This window comes from Haliscomenobacter sp., assembly GCF_040403615.1.
Taxonomy (GTDB): domain Bacteria; phylum Bacteroidota; class Bacteroidia; order Chitinophagales; family Saprospiraceae; genus Haliscomenobacter.
Genome location: NZ_JBBAKG010000006.1, coordinates 49,168 through 67,443, shown reverse-complemented (window position 1 = coordinate 67,443; position 18,276 = coordinate 49,168). Strand labels below are relative to the sequence as shown.

15 protein-coding genes are annotated in these 18,276 nt (G+C 47.4%); 10 read left to right on the top strand and 5 right to left on the bottom strand.

Annotation, left to right across the window (positions count from 1 at the left end):
- The first annotated feature begins 21 nt into the window (after positions 1-21).
- Positions 22-1,416, top strand: a complete 1,395-nt coding sequence (locus tag ABW391_RS03520) for a RagB/SusD family nutrient uptake outer membrane protein (RefSeq protein ID WP_353480443.1) — start codon at positions 22-24, stop codon at positions 1,414-1,416.
- 263 nt (positions 1,417-1,679) lie between these two features.
- On the opposite strand, the gene ABW391_RS03515 is transcribed toward ABW391_RS03520, so the two are convergent.
- Positions 1,680-2,630, bottom strand: coding sequence for a phosphoribosylaminoimidazolesuccinocarboxamide synthase (locus tag ABW391_RS03515; RefSeq protein WP_353480442.1), 951 nt, complete (start codon positions 2,628-2,630; stop codon positions 1,680-1,682).
- Between the two features lie 106 nt (positions 2,631-2,736).
- On the bottom strand, positions 2,737-3,132 hold the full coding sequence (locus ABW391_RS03510; RefSeq protein ID WP_353480441.1) for a hypothetical protein: 396 nt from the start codon (positions 3,130-3,132) through the stop codon (positions 2,737-2,739).
- A gap of 195 nt (positions 3,133-3,327) precedes the next feature.
- Here ABW391_RS03510 and ABW391_RS03505 point away from each other — a divergent pair, with 195 nt between their 5' ends.
- Together ABW391_RS03505 and ABW391_RS03500 are read left to right on the top strand one after the other, a co-directional pair.
- Positions 3,328-4,566: a sensor histidine kinase gene (locus ABW391_RS03505; protein WP_353480440.1), complete on the top strand. Its 1,239-nt coding sequence runs from the start codon at positions 3,328-3,330 to the stop codon at positions 4,564-4,566.
- A gap of 6 nt (positions 4,567-4,572) precedes the next feature.
- Positions 4,573-5,268, top strand: coding sequence for a response regulator transcription factor (locus ABW391_RS03500; RefSeq protein WP_353480439.1), 696 nt, complete (start codon positions 4,573-4,575; stop codon positions 5,266-5,268).
- Positions 5,269-5,438: 170 nt separating this feature from the next.
- On the opposite strand, the gene ABW391_RS03495 is transcribed toward ABW391_RS03500, so the two are convergent.
- Positions 5,439-5,831: a Dabb family protein gene (locus tag ABW391_RS03495; RefSeq protein ID WP_353480438.1), complete on the bottom strand. Its 393-nt coding sequence runs from the start codon at positions 5,829-5,831 to the stop codon at positions 5,439-5,441.
- A 117-nt stretch (positions 5,832-5,948) separates the two neighbouring features.
- Between ABW391_RS03495 and ABW391_RS03490 the strand changes: the two genes are divergently transcribed.
- Positions 5,949-6,293 (top strand): DUF2853 family protein, encoded by a 345-nt coding sequence (locus tag ABW391_RS03490; protein WP_353480437.1) that lies wholly within the window; start codon positions 5,949-5,951, stop codon positions 6,291-6,293.
- A gap of 114 nt (positions 6,294-6,407) precedes the next feature.
- On the opposite strand, the gene ABW391_RS03485 is transcribed toward ABW391_RS03490, so the two are convergent.
- A complete protein-coding gene (locus ABW391_RS03485) occupies positions 6,408-8,756 on the bottom strand; it encodes a T9SS type B sorting domain-containing protein (RefSeq protein ID WP_353480436.1) in 2,349 nt (782 codons plus the stop codon).
- A 210-nt stretch (positions 8,757-8,966) separates the two neighbouring features.
- Here ABW391_RS03485 and ABW391_RS03480 point away from each other — a divergent pair, with 210 nt between their 5' ends.
- The 4 genes from ABW391_RS03480 (at position 8,967) to ABW391_RS03465 (ending at position 15,080) form a co-directional block, all read left to right on the top strand.
- Positions 8,967-9,416, top strand: coding sequence for a hypothetical protein (locus tag ABW391_RS03480; RefSeq protein WP_353480435.1), 450 nt, complete (start codon positions 8,967-8,969; stop codon positions 9,414-9,416).
- Between the two features lie 234 nt (positions 9,417-9,650).
- Positions 9,651-11,141: an MFS transporter gene (locus ABW391_RS03475; protein WP_353480434.1), complete on the top strand. Its 1,491-nt coding sequence runs from the start codon at positions 9,651-9,653 to the stop codon at positions 11,139-11,141.
- Positions 11,142-11,199: 58 nt separating this feature from the next.
- Positions 11,200-13,080, top strand: a complete 1,881-nt coding sequence (locus ABW391_RS03470) for a 3-keto-alpha-glucoside-1,2-lyase-like domain-containing protein (RefSeq protein ID WP_353480433.1) — start codon at positions 11,200-11,202, stop codon at positions 13,078-13,080.
- Positions 13,081-13,100: 20 nt separating this feature from the next.
- A complete protein-coding gene (locus ABW391_RS03465; protein WP_353480432.1) occupies positions 13,101-15,080 on the top strand; it encodes a DUF7133 domain-containing protein in 1,980 nt (659 codons plus the stop codon).
- 89 nt (positions 15,081-15,169) lie between these two features.
- Here the strand turns inward: ABW391_RS03465 and ABW391_RS03460 are convergent, their stop codons facing one another.
- A complete protein-coding gene (locus tag ABW391_RS03460) occupies positions 15,170-15,652 on the bottom strand; it encodes an Mpo1 family 2-hydroxy fatty acid dioxygenase (protein WP_353480431.1) in 483 nt (160 codons plus the stop codon).
- A 409-nt stretch (positions 15,653-16,061) separates the two neighbouring features.
- On the opposite strand from ABW391_RS03460, the gene ABW391_RS03455 reads away from it, so the two are divergent.
- Positions 16,062-16,952 carry a prephenate dehydratase gene (locus ABW391_RS03455; RefSeq protein WP_353480430.1) on the top strand — a complete coding sequence of 297 codons (891 nt, stop codon included), beginning with the start codon at positions 16,062-16,064 and terminating at the stop codon, positions 16,950-16,952.
- A 53-nt stretch (positions 16,953-17,005) separates the two neighbouring features.
- Complete coding sequence (locus tag ABW391_RS03450) at positions 17,006-18,190, top strand: pyridoxal phosphate-dependent aminotransferase (RefSeq protein ID WP_353480429.1); 1,185 nt, start codon at positions 17,006-17,008, stop codon at positions 18,188-18,190.
- Positions 18,191-18,276 lie beyond the last annotated feature (86 nt).

Genomic DNA, 18,276 nt, shown 5'->3' with positions numbered 1-18,276 from the left:
TTGATTCAAAATAAAATGAAAATGAAAAATATATTGTTTACGCTGTGCATACTGCTTTTGGTAGGCACATCTTGCCAAGAGAGTTTTCTGGATTTGGCACCCAAATCCACCATTTCTCCAGCCAACTTTTTTAAAACCTCTGGAGATGCCGTAACTGCGGTAAATGGTTGCTACAAGTCATTGGCCGTAGGCGGTCAGTACGGTAGTACTTTTCAAGTGTTGATGGAAAACCGTGGAGACAACTTCTCTGACCAAGATCCATCTTCTGGTGCGGGTCAAAACTTCCAGATCAACCGTTTTTCTGACAACCCGGGCAACACCAACCTTTACAACAGTTGGATTGCAATTTACAGCAGCATTTTCCGTTGCAATACGGTATTGGAATCCATTGATCCTATCATCATGGACAATACCCTGAAAAACCGCATCAAAGGTGAAGCTTCTTTCATTCGTGCGTTGAACTACTTCAACCTGGTTCGTCTTTGGGGTGCAGTGCCACTCGTTACCAAAACCGTCGATCCGGTAAGTGCCAGAGATTTGAAGCGGGACGCTGTTTCGGCAGTATATGCACAAATTGAAGCGGACTTGAAGTTTGCTGCTGCCAACCTACCTGCAACTTACCCTGCTGCTGATTTGGGCCGGGTAACGCAAGGAGCAGCCAAAGGCTTGTTGGGCAAAGTGTATTTGTACCAAAAGAAATACAACGATGCCAAGACCATATTGGACGAGGTGATCAACTCCAAAGTGTTCTCTTTGTTGCCAAAGGTAGAAGATGTGTTCAGCGCTACGGTGAAGTACCACGCTGAAATCCTGTTTGCCGTACGTTTTGCCAAAGGCATTGCAGGCCAGGATCACGGCTTCTGGTATGCCAACACCCAGGTGATCGGGGTGGATACCACCATCCAGAAAGCCTATACTGAAGCAGGTGACCAACGCAAAACTTTGGTTGACGCTGTAAGGCCAACCGGCAACGGCAACATCATGCCCCGCAAATTTTTGGACCAACCAGTAAACAACGCTGCTGGCAACGATTTCCCGATCTTGCGTTTTGCGGATGTACTGCTGATCCAGGCAGAAGCCCTGAATGAAATTGGTTACAACGCCAGCACTGCTGCGGGTACCGCTTTCGCTCACCTGAATGCTGTACGCAAACGTGCGGGCATCAAGGAACTGACTGGCACCGACCTGCCTACGCAGGAAAGCTTCCGCGCTGAAATCTATAAGCAGAGAAGACTGGAGTTGCCTTTTGAGTGCGACCGTTGGTTTGACCTGGTGCGCAGAGGTACGGCCATCGCCGAAATCGCTGCCAACAAGAAAATCACCATCCAGCCTTTCCGTTTGATCTACGGGATTCCTCAGCAGGAAATCGACATCATGAATAACCCAAGCACTTTCGGCCAGAATCCTGGCTACTAATCTGCTTTTTGATTTTTGATTGTTTTAAGGGTAGCATCACCAGAAGGTGGTGCTACTTTTTTTTTTACCGAATATTCTGCACCGTAATTCCTACCAGCGGTTGTTGACATTTAGGTTGATTTTTTGAGTTCAATTTCTTCAATGCTGGGCAAGCTGAACTTTAGTTCATCTGGCAAAATTTCGGTCAGTTGCAATTGGTCAACGACCTGTTGACCAATTGCAATTTTTTTTGATATTTAATGCGTTTGCTCTGGGTCTAATCCCTACCGCCCCATCCAATCCAACACATTCCGCTCAATCCGTTCCAGAATATGACTTGTATCAGCTTTCACAAAAGCTGATCCGGTAATGTGTTCGTACAATTCGATGTAGCGATTGGAAATTTCCCATACAAAGTCATCTGGCATGGCGGGGATGGTTTGGCCGTCTTTGCCCTGAAAACCATTTTCAATCAGCCATTCGCGTACAAATTCTTTGGAGAGTTGTTTTTGGCGTTCGCCGTTGGCCTGGCGTTCGGCGTAGCCTGCCAGGTAAAAATAGCGGGAGCTATCGGGTGTGTGGATTTCATCGATGACGTAGATCTGACCGTCTTTTTTACCAAATTCGTACTTGGTGTCTACCAAAATCAAGCCTTGCTTGGCGGCCATTTCTGTACCGCGCTGAAACAATGCACGGGTAAACGCTTCCAATTGCACATAATCCGCTTCACTCACGATTCCTTTAGAGATGATGTCTTCCCGGCTGATGTCTTCATCGTGGCCTTCTTCAGCTTTGGTGGCAGGAGTGATGATGGGTTCTGGAAAAGCGTCGTTTTCCTGCATGCCTTCGGGTAAGGCGATGCCACATAGGTTGCGTACACCACTGGCGTACACCCGGGCAGAATGCCCAACCAAATAACCCCGGATCACCATTTCCACCCGAAAAGGTTCGCAAGCATGACCGATCGCCACGTTGGGATCAGGAGTAGCAAGGAGCCAATTGGGAACGATGTCTGCGGTAGCTTTCAAAAAATGCGCTGCAATCTGGTTCAACACTTGCCCTTTGTAAGGAATGGGGCGAGGCAGGACGTAATCGAAAGCCGAAATTCGATCCGATGCAACCATTAGGAGCTGGTCGCCCAGGGTATATACATCGCGTACTTTGCCCCGGTAAAAAGCAGTTTGTCCCGGCAATTGAAAATTGCTCTCGCGGATGGCGTGTTGTTCAGGCAGCATTTTTGTTAAGTTTTAGGGTTTTAAGTTTTAGGTTCTTTTGCGGCAAAAGTACAATTTTTCGCTTTCAGACAAACCTAAAACCTAAAACCCCAAAACTTAGACCCGCTTACAGCGCAGCAGTTGACTTATTCGTCTTGGCTACAACTTTAGTAGTGCTGGCCTTGGCAGCAGTAGTCTTTGGGCACTTGCTTGGATCGCAGTTGCTTGGATCGCACTTGCTCAGGTCGCAGTTGGCTGGAGGGCAAATACCTGGATCACAAGACTTCAGGCTGGACTTGACAACACCTCCGCTTACAAAAGTAGCTACACCGCTAGCCACTTGTGCATTGCTGGTCGATACTTTAGATGTAGCTGCAGTACTGGCAGTTGACTTGTCCATGGAGCATTTCTTTTCAGAAACGTTGGCAGCAGCAGTGCTGGCTTTCTGGCAGCAAGATTGAGCATTGATGTTGTTCAGACCCAAAAATAGCAGGCCGAAAAAAACGAGAAATGTGAAACGCATGAGATGATATGGTTAAATACATTCACCCAGATCCGCTGGGTTGCCGGTATTGTACTTATACAACGCTACAAAGGTAGTTGCCGTCAGAGGTGAAAGGTGTGTTGCGGCTGTTATTCACTTGTTAACCGGCTGTTAAAATAACATTTTGCAACGGATTTTGCTGTTCTTTTGTGAAAGTTTTATTGTTGTATCCTTATGAAAACGAATCGAATAAAGATAGTGATTGCGGCATCGTGTCTGGCTTTACTGGGTTTGATCGCCATTCAGGTGCGCTGGATGAACTATTCGCGCCAATTGTTGGACGAACAGTTTGAGCACCGCGTCGACATGGCGCTGTGTAATGCAGTAACGACCACCGCGCAAGAACCCCAAAAAAGTACCGTGGGCATGACCTGCGCCCAGAGCAATGGCGCCTGCTGCGCCGATATAGTTTCCGAAACGATGATCCTCGCCGATGCCCAATTGCGGAAAAATCTGGACAAATCGCTGGCTTTTTATGGCATCCAATTGCCGTATGCTGTAAATGTTATCACCCCCCAATCAAACCCGATTACACAATTTTCGGACTATTCTTGCGCACTGGATCCCCTGGTTTCGGAAGACACGCGACGGCTGGAGCTCAAATTCCCCACCAAACAGAGTTACATTTTGCAGCGCATGAATGTCATGATTGGCAGTTCTGCCTTGATTTTGATGGCCATTTTTTTGATTTTCTTCATTGCCAGTTATTACCTGTTGAAACAAAAAAAATTGGCAGATCAGAATCTCGATTTTTTCAACCACATGGCGCACGAGTTCAAAACGCCACTGACCAATATCAAACTTGCTGCTGGTTTATTGGGGCGAAAAAAACCGGAATTGAAAGACGATCAGGTGCTACAGATCATCAGCAAGGAAAGCAATGAACTGATCCATCAAGTAGAGCGCTTTTTGCAAATGGCGAGCCTGGAATACAACAAAAATCCCTTGCAGCGCCAAAACCTGCAATTGGAAACCCTGATCCAGGAAGTAATCGAAGACCTTAGTCCCTCGATTCGGGAAAAAGAGGCCGTGGTAGAGCTCAAGGTTCTCGGCACCTTGCCCAGCATCTCTGGCGATGCCCTGCATTTGCGCAACGCCTTTCGCAACCTCATCGAAAATGCCCTCAAGTATTGCGACCAAATTCCGAATATTCAGATTGTATTGGAGGAAGGTAAAAATGAGCAAATTCTGGTATCTATCCGCGACAATGGATTGGGCATCAATGAAAAGGAATTGTCCAGTATTTTCACCGCATTCAACCGGGGCGAAGCAGCTACGGCCAAGCGTTTCAAAGGCTTTGGACTCGGATTGGCCTATGTCAAAAAAATTGTGGAGTTGCATCAAGGAGCAATCACAGTGGCCAGTGCACAACAAGCTGGAACTTGCTTTTCGCTTAGTTTTCCCGTTAAATAGATCCAAATGAGCAGCAAGGGCAACATATTGATCGTAGAAGATGACCTCAGTCTGGGGTATTTGCTCATGGAATTACTCGAATCAGAAGGTTATTCCATCAAGCTGGCGCGCAATGGCCAAACCGGCTTGGAACAATTCAAAAAAAGTCCCTTCGATTTGTGCATCCTGGATGTAATGCTGGGCGATACGGATGGTTTTCAGGTGGCCAAACTGATCCATTTGGAAAATGCATACATCCCTTTCCTTTTTCTCACCGCCAGGGTACTCAAGGAAGACCGCCTCAAAGGCTATGCCCTGGGTGCAGAAGACTACATCACCAAACCTTTTGATGAAGAAGAGTTACTCTGCAAAATAGCGGTAATTCTGCGCCGTAATCAAGCTGCCCAGGAAGTTCCCGCTCAATTCTGCATCGGCGATTATCACTTCGATTACACCAAACAAGAATTGGTGTACCAAAATCAAATCGAACGCATTACTGAAAAAGAGAACGAGGTACTGCGCCTGCTCTGCCTGCACCAAAACAACATCCTGCGCCGCGATGACGCCGTGGAACGCATCTATGGCCAAAAGGATTATTTCCTGGGCCGCAGCTTCGACGTATTCATCTCTCGCTTGCGCAAAATGCTGCGCAACGACCCCCGGATTTCCATCGAGAATGTGTTTAAAGTGGGGTTTATTTTGAAGGTGAGGGATGACGGGTGAGAGATGACGGGGGAGCAAATTCCTGCTTCATCTCTCTATAAAATTTACTTCAACTTAGTAGTGGGGCAAAAATAAGTGTTTCATTTTCTTGGAGCCAAAGGATTAGATAAGAAACTTGAAATGAACCGTTTACTCATCTAATCCTTTGGCAAAATGAAACACTTATTTTTTTATCGCCCCTTCGCGTCGTACACAATTACCCGTTCCCACAGGTGATTGTGGCCTTCTACAAATTTCAGGTGCGTAGGATGAATTTGATAAGCATCCTGATCTTTTGAGCTCTTGAATACAAAGGTGAGCGACAAATCGTATGATCCATCAATTACCGGGCGTTCTTTGGTATCCGCTGGTGTGCCAACGTAAGCAGTCTGGATTTCTTTGATGCTCACGAGGGTTTTTACACCATTGTACAGGGAATCCAAATCCTGTTGGTTTCCATGATTTTTCAACCAGAAATACACGGTATGTACCACCGTACCTTGTTTTAACTTCTTGGAAGTGGCTTGTGCGTAGCCCCCAATAAATCCAACTACCAGAAAAAGGAAAAGCAAAAGAAATTTCATCGGAACAGATTTTGTTGTTTGTTTAAATTTATTTGGGAAACAAGGTAAAAAATTATCCCTATTTCAGGAAAATCTCTATTTTACTGCCCTTATTTAGAATCCAAAAATACAATTTCAATGAGCCAATTTGATGACTTGCTTGTCAAGTACAAGGAACAACTGGGAACAACCCGCGACATCGAAGGTGTTGACGAAACCCTGTTAACAGCAATTACCAAGTCTTTGGGGCCATCTATCTACAACGATGACTCTTCAAAAGTTTCTTGCTCCGATCAGACAGAATTGGATCGCGTAAAGAAAAATTTCCTGATTGGAAAATTGGGATTGGAAGACGGACCAGAATTGGATGTGGCCATGCAAAACGTTTGCGAGCAGATGGGGTCTAGCAACCGCAACAAATTCCGGGCTATTTTTTACTACCTTTTGGTAAAAAACATGGGCTTGGAATCTAAATTTGCATAGTAATTCTGCAACTTACAGGAGGCATTGAGGTAACCCTTGATGCCTCTTGTTTTTTTAGGTTTTAGGTTGCATACATTTCTACTGTGCATCCGAAAATTGTGTGCACCCCCTCCCCTATTTCACAATCGTCACGCTTCCCGCAAACATTTTCGTTTCACCATCGATGAACTCGATTACGACTTTGTACACCACCACTTCGTCCATCATGATTCTACCTCGGAAGCGTCCGTCCCAGCGCGGAATGTCCTGGCTCTGATCCCCATTGTAATCATAAAAGATTTCTCCCCAACGAGAATAAATCTGTAAGGATTTCACTTTGGATGTGCTGGTACCGGGGTAGATCTCAAAGAAGTCGTTGTGCTGATCCCCATTGGGACTGAAAGCGTTGGGGATAAAAACCTTGTAGTTTTTTTGCACCAAAATCCGCATTTCCGCAGCAGCCAGGCAGCCGTTTTGATCCAGAGCTACCAATTGAACCGTACCATTGCCCATTACCCGAGGTAAATCCAATTGAGGGCATGCCGCGCAAATTTCAGGGTAAGAGCCTTTCCAGCGGAAGGTCGCAATCCGGTAATTGCTCTGGGGAGCCAACACCAAAGGGGCACCCAAATCCACGGTCGTATCCTTGGGCAAACTGATCTGAAATTGTGTGGGTTCAGCCAATTCGACCTCGCGGGTGATTTTACAGCCACTTTGATCCTCGATGCTAATTGAATACTTTCCAGCCGGAAGATTGCGGAAAATTGAATCCTTAACAATGGGTTGTTGATTCAGTTGAAATCGGTAATTGGGCGCACCGCCACTGGCTTGTACTGCAATCAACCCGTTTTTCTCACCGTAGCATTTGCTGGGTACAGTAGCGGTTGCCACTTCCATTTTCTGTACCTCCAAGCTATCCAAACGACGGCAGCCCTGCGCATCGGTGATGCTGACTTTGTACATTCCAGCTCGATCCGGCTGAATCAATCTGCTGGTATCGCCATTACTCCAACGCACGGTATAAGGGGCAGTACCGCCTTGAATGTTGATTTGAGCCCGGCCTTTTTGGCTGTCGCCACAAGGTTTAGTCAGGATTTGTGCCGCAGCCTGAAAGGGAGGGGGAGATGGCACGTCAAAATTGCGTTCAAAACTGCAACCCAGATTCGGCTCCGTAACGGTTACAAAGTATTTACCGCCCAGAAGCTGACTCAACACTGCCGTCGAATCTCCAGTACTCCAGGCGTATTTTAAATTTTGGTTGCCTTGCAGAGTAATTTTTCCAGTAGCTGTTCCATCGCATTTTGGAGGATCGATTTGAGCGCTCAAGCGGGGTTCAGGAAAGGTACGCGATTGCACAGAATCCAGGAAAACGCAGGAACGATCCCGGGCTTCCAAAAAATACGTACCCGATTGGGTAAGGTTTACTTGCTTTTCGTTGGATACGATCGGGCCATTTTTGCCAAAACGCCAGGTGAATTTTTCAAAATTATCGTCAATAGGCGTTACCAATTGAGGGCTATTGCCGCAAAATTTGACGGAGTCTTCTGCCAGCAATTCACGGGTCAAGCGCTCAGGGATTTCAAATTCGAAAGTAAATTGACAATCTTCCGCCAGGCTATTGAAGGGCTTCACCGTTAAGAAGATTTTGGTACCTGCTGCGGGTTTGTTGAGTGTGATGCTGCGGGTAGTTTGTCCTGTACTCCAGCGGTAGGCCGAAAATCCATCCGGGGCGCTCAAGGTGATGGTCGTATCCAGTCCGGGGCAAAAATAAGAAGGGTAAATTTTTGCACTCAGACATTCGCCATCGAGGTAAGCATAGCCAAAGTGTAGCCCTTCAGTACAATCATTGACGGTAAAGCGCAATGTAATCACCTGCCCGATGTATTCCCGGAGATCGATGGCCGCAGCCGTCCAGTTGCGCACGCGCAAAACCCCCTGATTTTTGAAACCAGGGATGTTTTCTGCTGCAGCTACTTCGTATAGCCCGCAGGGGGTACGCACATTGCGCTGGTTAAGCACCTCTACCGTGAAACGTGGTTGCTGCTTGGGTTTGTGGTCAGGATCTTCCAGTACCACGGCAAATTTGTACAAAAACAGAGAATTCTCTTGGGTGACCCGAAAGGAAGTAATCAGGCGTTCAAACTCTCGACCGTTCCTGGAATTGCCCAATCGGACAGCAAAATTGCCAATAGAGACCATCGCCAGGTCTTCAATGCGCACCAGAAAATCTTTTCCCATGTCCTTCCGCACGATGGTATGCCGTTGAAAAGCAAATCCGGATTTGACTTCTTCTTCCTTGGGGCGAGTCCCAAAAGTAGGATCCCTAACCAAGCCATACTCCCCTCTCCATCCTTCAAGTGTGCCTTTTTCAAATCCAAGATTGGAACAATCATTGAGCGGCACTTGCTGGGCATGCAAAGTCGTAAGAAAAACAAGGTATACAACGGCAGCCCATAAGCTGGGCAAGTAAGTGTTATGTCTCATAGTAAGGGTAGCGGTTTAAGGTTCGCTTTCAGGCCGTCGTAGGAGCGAAAATAGACATTTTTGAGAAATCCTTCTTTTTTAAGTCCATTAACTTCAAATTAACGCTCGTTAAAGTTTTCCAGAGTAGGGTTAAAGCTTGTTAAAGGCATAGGGGGAAGCACCACGAATGTTTATCATTGAAATATCTTTTAATGCCAAAAATACGTGGTTATGCAATACTTCAAGCTCATTACAATGTTGGTTGTTCTGGTAATGTTGAGCACTTGCTCAAACGAATACCGAATCGAACGCAAAGAAGACCGACTGATCGGTTCCTGGATTTTTGAAAGTGCCTCATTTCGCGAAAATGGTGCCTTGTTCCGCGAAAACCGCGATGCCGATTTCGAAGGGGACATCATTGATTTTTACGGGGACTATACCGCCGAATACGATGATCGGCGCGATAAAATCATTTATCCCGGCAACTGGGAATTGATCCTCAATCGCGCCGACTTCGATAACGACAACGATTCCGAATTCTACCTCGACTTGGATTTTTTCGATCGGGGACGTCCAATCATGACTTACCTCTGTGGGGTAAATAACCTGGGATACGAGCGGATGAATTTGCGGGCAAATACACGCGGTGGGATTTATTTTTTCCGTTTGAGGAAGCTTTAATACCATCCAGTATATTGTTTTTTTACCACCTAAGACACACCTAAGAGTCACCTGAGTCAATACATTATTTCATCTCTAGGTGCTTCACAGGTGTGTTTTAGGTGGTGAAAAAAGTAGCAAAGCTGCCCCTTGAAAAAAACAAAGACCAGAACTCAAAACTTAAAACCCAATAAATTTCGCTTTTCCGCAAAACATTCCAATTTTTGAGGTATACTTCTCAAAAAATAATTTGGAATGCTAGATATTCAAAAAAAATTAGCACCTTCCTTTTATGCACTGCTCAGTTTGCCCTCTACTGCAATGGGGTTTGCGCTATCGGTTCAGATTTCGGCCTTGAGTTGGATTTTGAGCACCAAATACGGACTATCTATCCATGAGATTGGCTTGGTCTGGGCTGCAGGGCCCATTGCGGGCATCTTTGGGCAGGTCATCATTGGCTTGATCAGCGACAATGTCTGGTTTTGGGGTGGACGGAGACGCCCCTTCATAATTATAGGTGGCGTGTTGGCAGCATTGATGCTGTTGGCCTTGCCCAATATTGGGGTCATTTCCGCTGCACTTGGTTCTGGAGCATTATTGGGAGTTGCCATTACGATCGCTTTAACCCTCGATTTGGCCATCAACATTAGCTTCAATCCTACCCGTTCCATTATTGCCGACGTAACCCCTCCTGGCGATGCGCGTACCAGAGGCTATACCTGGATGCAAACCATTTCTGGTACTTTTGGCGTGGGAGCTTATCTGGTTGGGGCAATTTGGGGCAATTATACCCTGATTTATTTTGGGGCAATTCTGGTCTTGCTGATCTCGGTGATCCCTCCATTTTTTATAGAAGAGCCTCGGGTGTTGCAAAGTGAAAACCCTGCAAGTGATACACCTGCAAGTGGTACATCCCAACCCAAAGCTTCTTTTGGTCAAATCATGATCGCCATCACCCCGCTTTGGGGGTACTTGCTTTACGCCTTTTACGGCATACTGAGCCGATTGGGCGTACTTCCTCAAAGCGCTGGATTGGATAATTTTATCCAAGGCGCAAGTTCAGGGGTAACCGTGGTCGCTCTGGCAGCCCTGTTTGCGCTCAACATTACGATTGGGGGACCTAAATTCGCCCACCTGATCCCTTTTCAAAAAATTCTCGCGGCACACTCTTTTACCTGGTTGGGCATTCAGACGATGTTTGTGTACATGTTTGCCTATGTGCAGCAAAAGATCACAGGCTTGACCGACAACCAAATGGGGCAGGTCGTTTCCATCTCGTTTCTGCTTTTCAATTTGATTGCGGCAATATTACCCGCCACATTACTGGAACCCCTGACCCGCAAAATCGGCCGGGTAAAAACCCATCTGATTTGCATCGCCATCATGGCAGTTGGCTATGCCGGAATCTGGTTGTTTGGACAATCGGTGGGAATGATATATATTTTGATGGGCGTTGTTGGCATCGGATGGGCGGCAACAGTAAGTTTGCCTTTTGCCATTATGTCCCAAACCATTGATCAATCTCGCATGGGCATGTACATGGGTTTGTTCAATCTCTCGGTCGTATTGCCTCAGTTGGTAGCCAGTTTGGGCGTTGGAGAAGCGGTAAGCGAGGCGACCGACAAAGGCTTGATCTTCATTATTTGTGCCATTAGCCTCGCAATATCTGCGGTGTTGTGGTTGTTCATAAAAGACAACTCAACCCAGGCAGATGGTCTGCAAAAAATCACCACTGGCAGCCATTAACACAGATTATCCATTAGACTTAATAGTTTAACACAACTTTACAACAACCAACATACCAATGAAGTCTTTACACACATTCCTATTTATTGTCACCATCCTGAGTGCGACAACAGGCTGGGGACAAAAATTTCCCCTCAAACCCCTCTCGCTTGAGGACATGAGCAATTTTAAAACCACGGGCAGCAATTGGCAGATTGCTGGTGACGTGGCAATGGATCGCAACGGTGGCATGAAAGTTACACCAGGCAAAGGCATTCTGGTCAACAATGTATCCGACAAAGACCACGAAATCCTGGAACAAGCGGGCAAAAAGCAAGAATGGGCCACCATTGAAGGCTACAAAGTCCTGAGCGCTTGGGAGCATGGCGATCTGGAACTAGAACTCGAATTCATGATGCCCAAGGGTTCCAATTCGGGCATTTACCTTCAAGGCCGCTACGAAGTACAGTTGTTCGACAGTTGGGGCGTAAGATCCCCCAAATACGGAGACCTGGGCGGCATTTACCGCAACTGGGAAAATACCCCGGGGCAAATCTACATGGGCAAAGCTCCCGACGCCAATGCAGCCAAAGCCCCCGGCTTGTGGCAAACCCTGAAGATCTCTTTCCAGGCACCTCGTTTTGACGCGCAAGGCAACAAGATTTCCAACGCGCGTTTCCACTACGTGACCATCAATGGAGTGACCGTGCATCAAAACCTGGAAGTTCCTCTGGCAACCGGCGGGCCGGTCGACAAAAAAGAAGCGGCGCTGGGGCCTTTGTTTATCCAGGGTGACCACGGTGCCGTCGCTTTCCGCAACATCAAGTACCGTTCTTTGGGCGCCAAAGTGGCCACTACCAGCGACATCAGCTACAAGTATTTCGAAGGCAGCTTCAAATCAGCTGATGATCTAAAAACTGCAACGCCTAAAACCAGCGGAAAAATTGCCGCCGTGACCACTGAAGTCCTCGACAATGAAGACCTCAGTGCTGCCCGTTTTGACGGAGTATTGAATGTACCAGAGGACGCATTCTACATCATGACCCTCAACACAACCGGAGGGTACAAACTGGTGATTGACAACCAGGAGTTGATGTTTAACCTCCGCCCGGATAGCTGGTGGGATTCTAAGCAGAGCAACATGCAGCTCAAGGCTGGAGCGCATCCGTTCACCATTTATTACTACAAAGATGCGGGCTACATGCCTCCACGTTTGGCCTGGATCATTGAAGGCTCGGCCATTCAGCGTTCAATCCTGACGGCTTTTGGATCCTATCCGCCTGATCCCAATCCCTCGTCTTCTATCTACGTTTCAGTTGGCAGCAAAACGCGTTTGCTGCGGGCTTTTCTCGATTTTGAGCAAGACCGCGCTCGTCGCCTTACCCATACCATTGGAGTGGGTGATCCTGGTGGACTGCATTACATCTACGACCTCAAAGCAGGCAATGTAGCCTGTGCCTGGAGAGGCGATTTTGTAGACGCAACGCCAATGTGGAACGATCGTGGAGACGGCAGTTTCCGTCCAATAGGTGTTTCTTTGTACACCTTTATCGGTCAAACCCTGGGGGTCATCAACAGTGCCAGCGATGCATTTCCAACGGTGTACAACGAAGCAGATTTCAAAACCAAAGGTTACGCCATTGATGAGGCTACGGGTCGACCTATTTTCCGGTACACCTACAAAGGCATTGAAGTGGAAGAGCGCTGCTACCCCAGCGTGGATCAAAACAGCCTGGTCCGTGAGCTTGCTTTGAAGGGTACTATTCCCGCTGGCACCAGCATCAAATTGGCCGAGGGTAAAGACATTCTGCCCATGCCCGACGGTTCTTATGTCATTGACCGCAAGTACTACATCTCCCTTAGCGGTGATGATCGAGCCAGTATTCGCGATTTCAATGGCAAAAAAGAACTGATCTTGCCCGCAAAAGCAGGCGTTGTGAAGTACTCAATCATTTGGTAGTTAATTTTAAAAACAAAATCATGAAATATTTCATCCAAACCGGACTCATCTTATCCGGTCTGCTCCTCATACAACTGCTGACCAGTTTTACCTGGATCCCCAATCCGCCTGCAAAAACTCCAACAGAAGCGGATTATTACAAAATTGTCACCATGCCTACCCCGGAAGGCATGCTGCTGGAAGTAGGCGGCATGGCCACGTTGCAAGATGGCCGAATTGCCCTCTGTACCCGCCGTGGCGATGTGTATTTGGTGGAAAACCCTGACATGGCCAACGATGCGCCGCCGCGCTTTAAGTTGTTTGCCTCTGGCTTGCACGAACCATTGGGCTTGGCGTACAAAGACAACGCCCTTTTCGCCGCGCAGCGCGGTGAATTGACCAAATTGATGGACACCAACGGCGACGATGTGGCCGATGTATACGAAACCGTATATGCTTGGCCTGTTTCCGGCCATTACCACGAGTATTCTTATGGGCCAAAATTTGCGCCGGATGGCAGCATGTTTGTCACAGGCAACGTCGCTTTTGGCGATCAGGAATGGTGGCGGGGCGAAAGCCGGGTCTTTGGCCGTGGCTGGACCATGCGCATTACCCCCGATGGAAAAATGGAGCCCTGGGCAACCGGGATGCGTTCTCCTTGTGGACTGGGCATGATCGATGGCGAATTGTTTTACGACGACAACCAAGGCGATTACATGGGCTCAGGTGCTATTTTTCACCTCAAAAAAGGCGCATTCACAGGTCACCCTGCTGGCTTGGTCTGGACAGACAAAATTCCGAACTCTCCAGTAAAAATGACGACAGCAGAATTCAACGCAGTAGTTGACCCACGCAAAGTCAAAAATGCAAAAGGCGAGTACATCAAGCCTGAAAACCAGGAAAGTGAGACCGCCCCCAATACCTTGTTTGCGACAAAAGCCAAATTGCCCGAAGTAACCCTGCCTGCGGTATGGTTGCCACACGGCATCCTGGGCATTTCCAATTCCGAAATTGTACCCGATCAAACCAACGGCGCGTTTGGTCCTTTTTCTGGTCAGATTTTCGTAGGCGACCAAGGTCAAAGCCGCATCATGCGGGTGGTGATGGAAAAAGTAAAAGGCGAATACCAAGGCGTGGCGTTTGATTTCCGCAGCGGATTTCAATCTGGCATATTGCGCATGTCTTGGGGACACGATGGCTCATTGTATGTTGGCGAAACCAACCGGGGTTGGGGCTCAGCGGGAAATGCCACATCTGGCTTGCAGCGCCTATTCTGGACGGGTAAAATGCCCATGGAAATGAAAACGGTGCGTGCGATGTCCGACGGTTTTGAAATCGAATTTACCCAGCCAGTCGACAAAGCCACTGCTGAAAACCTTGCTTCGTACAGTGGCAAAAACTTCATTTACAAGCATCACCCGGTTTATGGCAGCCCGCCGATCGATGAATCACCGCTGGCTTTCAAAGGCGTAAAAGTTTCTGAAGATGGACTGAAAGTGCGCCTGGTGGTTGGCAACTTGAAGCAGTACTTTTTGCACGAAATCAAAGTGGAAGGCATTCGTTCCCGCGATGGCGGCTTGCCCGTATTGCACCCAACGGCTTTCTATACCCTGAACAACATTCCTGACGGAACCAAACTCAGTGCAACGGAAATGAGCACCAAGCGTACTTCTACCGAGCCTGTAAAAGCAAAGGAAGAAGTAAAAGTGAAGGTACCGACAGCAACCCAGGGAAAAGAACTGAGCGCGTCAAAAACGGCTGCTCCTAGCTACGAAACGGTAAAGCCACTGCTGACCAAGTGGACTTGCCTTGGTTGTCATGCCACCAATGCGCGCCAGGTTGGCCCTTCATATGTTGACATTGCCAAACGCAAATACAGCAATGAACGCATCGTCGCACTGATCCACAAGCCTGAGCCAAAAAACTGGCCGGATTACGCTACAGAAATGGCCCCCATGCCTCAAGTTCCAAAGGCAGATGCCTTGAAAATGGCGGCTTGGATCAATTCTTTAGGGAAGTAATGTGAATAGTTGCGGTTACGGTTTTTACGTTTACTAAACTTTTAAAGTTTAGTAAACGTAAAAACCGTAACCGCAATCAATACCCAAATTCAATACTTTATCCCAGCCTGCTTGTACAAAAAATGCAACAACCACGCCGGCCCCACCATCAGAAACTGGAGGTCTTTGAAAAAGGAGGGTTTCTTGCCTTCTATCTTGTGGCCGATAAACTGACCAATCCAGGCCACCACAAAAATCAATAAGGAGGTTTGCCAAAGCGGCATAGCAACGTTTTGCTGCAGCCATACATTGCCGACGATGCAAGCAGAGGCAAACAAAAACATTCCCAAAGCAATGCTCAGGGAATGGCGGAAATAATAAACCAGGTTGATTAGCAAAAACAAGGTTGCCCAATTGAAATAAGGTGCCCACTGTACGGGCAGCCAGTTGCTCAAATAGGCCGATGGGATCGAAGTGAGCAAGCCCATCAAACTGAATACAATGGCAGGAATACAAATCCAGTGAAAGGCTTTGTTGATCTTGTTTTGATGGCTTTCGCCATATTCACTGAGTAGAGCATCGATTGCGCGCATGATTTCCTAATTTTATATGGTTTGATGCAATATTAACAAATTTAAATGCGCATTTAAACAACCGATCCGATTATTTGCATTTTTGCTTGTCTAAATGCAGCTCTTTGGGGTTGTACTAGTGCAGCACGATTCAGAAATCGTAAAAAAAGTAAAAAAATCGCCTCGGAAGGTTTGTGATTCCAAACAGAATTCTCTAGGTTTGTGCAACATTATAAAAAAGCATCAACATGCGTTTGAACAACAGCTTTTATTTTTTCAGCTTTTACTTTTATGGCCAACCATAAGGGACTGCTGAGTTTTGTTGTTCAAAAACTGAAGATGAAAACAAACAGTCCCGCAAAAGCGGGACTTTTTTTTTGCCCATACCTGAACCAACCAATTTAAGTTCTTGACCAAGAAAACAAGCAACATGCAAACGTTACTCGCTGAAAATGAAAAAGAGACCGATCAAGAGACGGCAAATTTGAGGGTTGGCATCCAAGGGTTTCCTGGAGCGTTTCACGAAATTGCGGCTCGTTTGTGCTTTGAAGGGCGGCCAATTGACATAGTCCCTTGCTTGACTTTTGAGAGACTGGTTGAACAATTGGAAGAGGGCAAAGAAATGGACGCAGCCTTGATGGCCATTGAAAACACCCTGGCAGGTAGCTTGATGAGCAATTACAAACTCCTGGATCAGGCCAATCTAATGGCGGTTGGGGAAGTGTACCTGCGGGTAAAACAAAACCTGATGGTGCTTCCTGGAGTCAAAATCGAAGACCTGACCGAGGTTCACTCCCACCCTATTGCCATCGAACAATGCCTTGATTTTTTTCGACAATATCCACATATCCAGTTGATTCGAATGGAAGACACCGCCTTGTCGGCCCGTAATATTCGGGAGCAAGGGCTACAAACCGTAGGCGCCATCGCCAGTACCCTGGCAGCTGAATTGTATGACATGGAAATCCTGACCGAAGGCATCGAGACCAACAAGAAAAACTATACCCGCTTTCTGGTGCTGCAACGCGCAGATAAAGCAGTCATCGACACTGATGCAGATAAAATCTCGGTCAGTTTTGGGGTTAGCCACACCGTTGGCAGCTTGCACAAAGTATTGGCGATTTTGTCAGCATACAACCTCAATTTGAGCAAAATACAATCTGCCCCCATCATCGGGCAACCCTGGGAATACCGCTTGTTTATTGATTTTGTAGCCGAAGGGCACGTCAGCGTTGACCAGGCTTACGAAGCTTTGCGCCCGGTTACCCATGAATTGAAATTGCTCGGCGCTTACAAGCAAGGCGTCTTATTTGATTACTAATTTTTTTGTCAATGGAGCCTCCAATTAAGGTCGCCCCAACTGAATCGAAATACATGACACCGATCATATCCACCGCTAGTAGATTGGGAAACGTAGAAGAATACTATTTTTCCACCAAGCTCAAACAGATTGCCCAACTGCGTGCAGAGGGCAAAAATGTGCTCAATTTGGGCATTGGCAGCCCTGATTTGCCTCCGAGCGAAGCGACCATTGATGCCTTGTTGGCATCCGCGCGGCGGTCGGATACCCATGCTTATCAAGGCTACCAGGGTATTCCGGAGTTGCGGCAAGCTTTTGCAGACTGGTATTGGAAATACTTTGGTGTTCGGCTCAATCCCAATACGGAAATTTTGCCACTGATTGGTTCCAAAGAAGGTATCATGCACATTTCGATGAGTTACCTGGAGGCGGGCGATGAAGTATTGGTGCCCAACCCTGGCTATCCGACTTACCGTTCGGTGAGTCTGTTGACCGGGGCCAGTGTCCGGGATTACAACCTGTTGGAAACGCGCCATTGGCAAGCAGATTTGGAAGATCTGGCCAAACAAGACCTCAGCAAGGTCAAAATCATGTGGGTCAATTACCCCAACATGCCCACTGGCGCACAAGCCGACAAAGGGTATTTCAAAGCCTTGATCGACTTTGCCCGGCAGCACCACATCTTGATTGTCAACGACAATCCCTACACCTTCATCCTGAATGAACAACCCATGAGTTTGTTGGACATTCCCGGTGCAATGGAAGTAGCCTTGGAATTGAATTCCCTCAGTAAAGCCCACAATATGGCAGGCTGGCGTGTAGGCATGTTGGCTGGCGCAGCCGAATACCTCGAACCGGTGGTACGCTTCAAAAGCAATATGGATTCGGGCATGTTCAAACCCTTGCAAGTGGCGGCAGTACAAGCCTTGCAAAACCCGCCTTCCTGGTACGAAGAACTGAATGACGTATACCGCAGCCGGCGCAAGGAGGTGTTTGCCCTGCTTGATTTGTTGGAATGCACCTACGACCCCAGGCAGGTGGGTATGTTTGTTTGGGCCAAAATCCCGACTTATTACCCAGATGGATACGCATTGTCTGACGTTATGCTGGATGCCACCCAAGTATTCATCACCCCAGGAGGTATTTTTGGCACCCAGGGCAATGGCTACATCCGGGTGTCTTTGTGCAGCGAGGCCAAGGTTTTTCAGGAAGCTACGGCAAGAATAGCCGCCTATAAAGCCATCAAACCGTTTCATTAACCCGCCACCCCACGACTTTAGTCATGGGAAGCCATACAAAACCCAACCCACGAATTCATTCGTGGGCGAAAAGCGAAAAGCAAATG

Bases quoted from the DNA above. Each gene is read 5' to 3' on its own strand.
- ABW391_RS03450 (WP_353480429.1), top strand. From the start codon at position 17,006: ATGACACCGATCATATCCACCGCTAGTAGATTGGGAAACGTAGAAGAA.
- ABW391_RS03470 (WP_353480433.1), top strand. From the start codon at position 11,200: ATGAAGTCTTTACACACATTCCTATTTATTGTCACCATCCTGAGTGCG.
- ABW391_RS03510 (WP_353480441.1), bottom strand. From the start codon at position 3,132: ATGCGTTTCACATTTCTCGTTTTTTTCGGCCTGCTATTTTTGGGTCTG.
- ABW391_RS03485 (WP_353480436.1), bottom strand. From the start codon at position 8,756: ATGAGACATAACACTTACTTGCCCAGCTTATGGGCTGCCGTTGTATAC.
- ABW391_RS03475 (WP_353480434.1), top strand. From the start codon at position 9,651: ATGCTAGATATTCAAAAAAAATTAGCACCTTCCTTTTATGCACTGCTC.
- ABW391_RS03500 (WP_353480439.1), top strand. From the start codon at position 4,573: ATGAGCAGCAAGGGCAACATATTGATCGTAGAAGATGACCTCAGTCTG.
- ABW391_RS03515 (WP_353480442.1), bottom strand. From the start codon at position 2,630: ATGCTGCCTGAACAACACGCCATCCGCGAGAGCAATTTTCAATTGCCG.
- ABW391_RS03455 (WP_353480430.1), top strand. From the start codon at position 16,062: ATGCAAACGTTACTCGCTGAAAATGAAAAAGAGACCGATCAAGAGACG.
- ABW391_RS03520 (WP_353480443.1), top strand. From the start codon at position 22: ATGAAAAATATATTGTTTACGCTGTGCATACTGCTTTTGGTAGGCACA.
- ABW391_RS03495 (WP_353480438.1), bottom strand. From the start codon at position 5,831: ATGAAATTTCTTTTGCTTTTCCTTTTTCTGGTAGTTGGATTTATTGGG.
- ABW391_RS03480 (WP_353480435.1), top strand. From the start codon at position 8,967: ATGCAATACTTCAAGCTCATTACAATGTTGGTTGTTCTGGTAATGTTG.
- ABW391_RS03490 (WP_353480437.1), top strand. From the start codon at position 5,949: ATGAGCCAATTTGATGACTTGCTTGTCAAGTACAAGGAACAACTGGGA.
- ABW391_RS03460 (WP_353480431.1), bottom strand. From the start codon at position 15,652: ATGCGCGCAATCGATGCTCTACTCAGTGAATATGGCGAAAGCCATCAA.
- ABW391_RS03465 (WP_353480432.1), top strand. From the start codon at position 13,101: ATGAAATATTTCATCCAAACCGGACTCATCTTATCCGGTCTGCTCCTC.
- ABW391_RS03505 (WP_353480440.1), top strand. From the start codon at position 3,328: ATGAAAACGAATCGAATAAAGATAGTGATTGCGGCATCGTGTCTGGCT.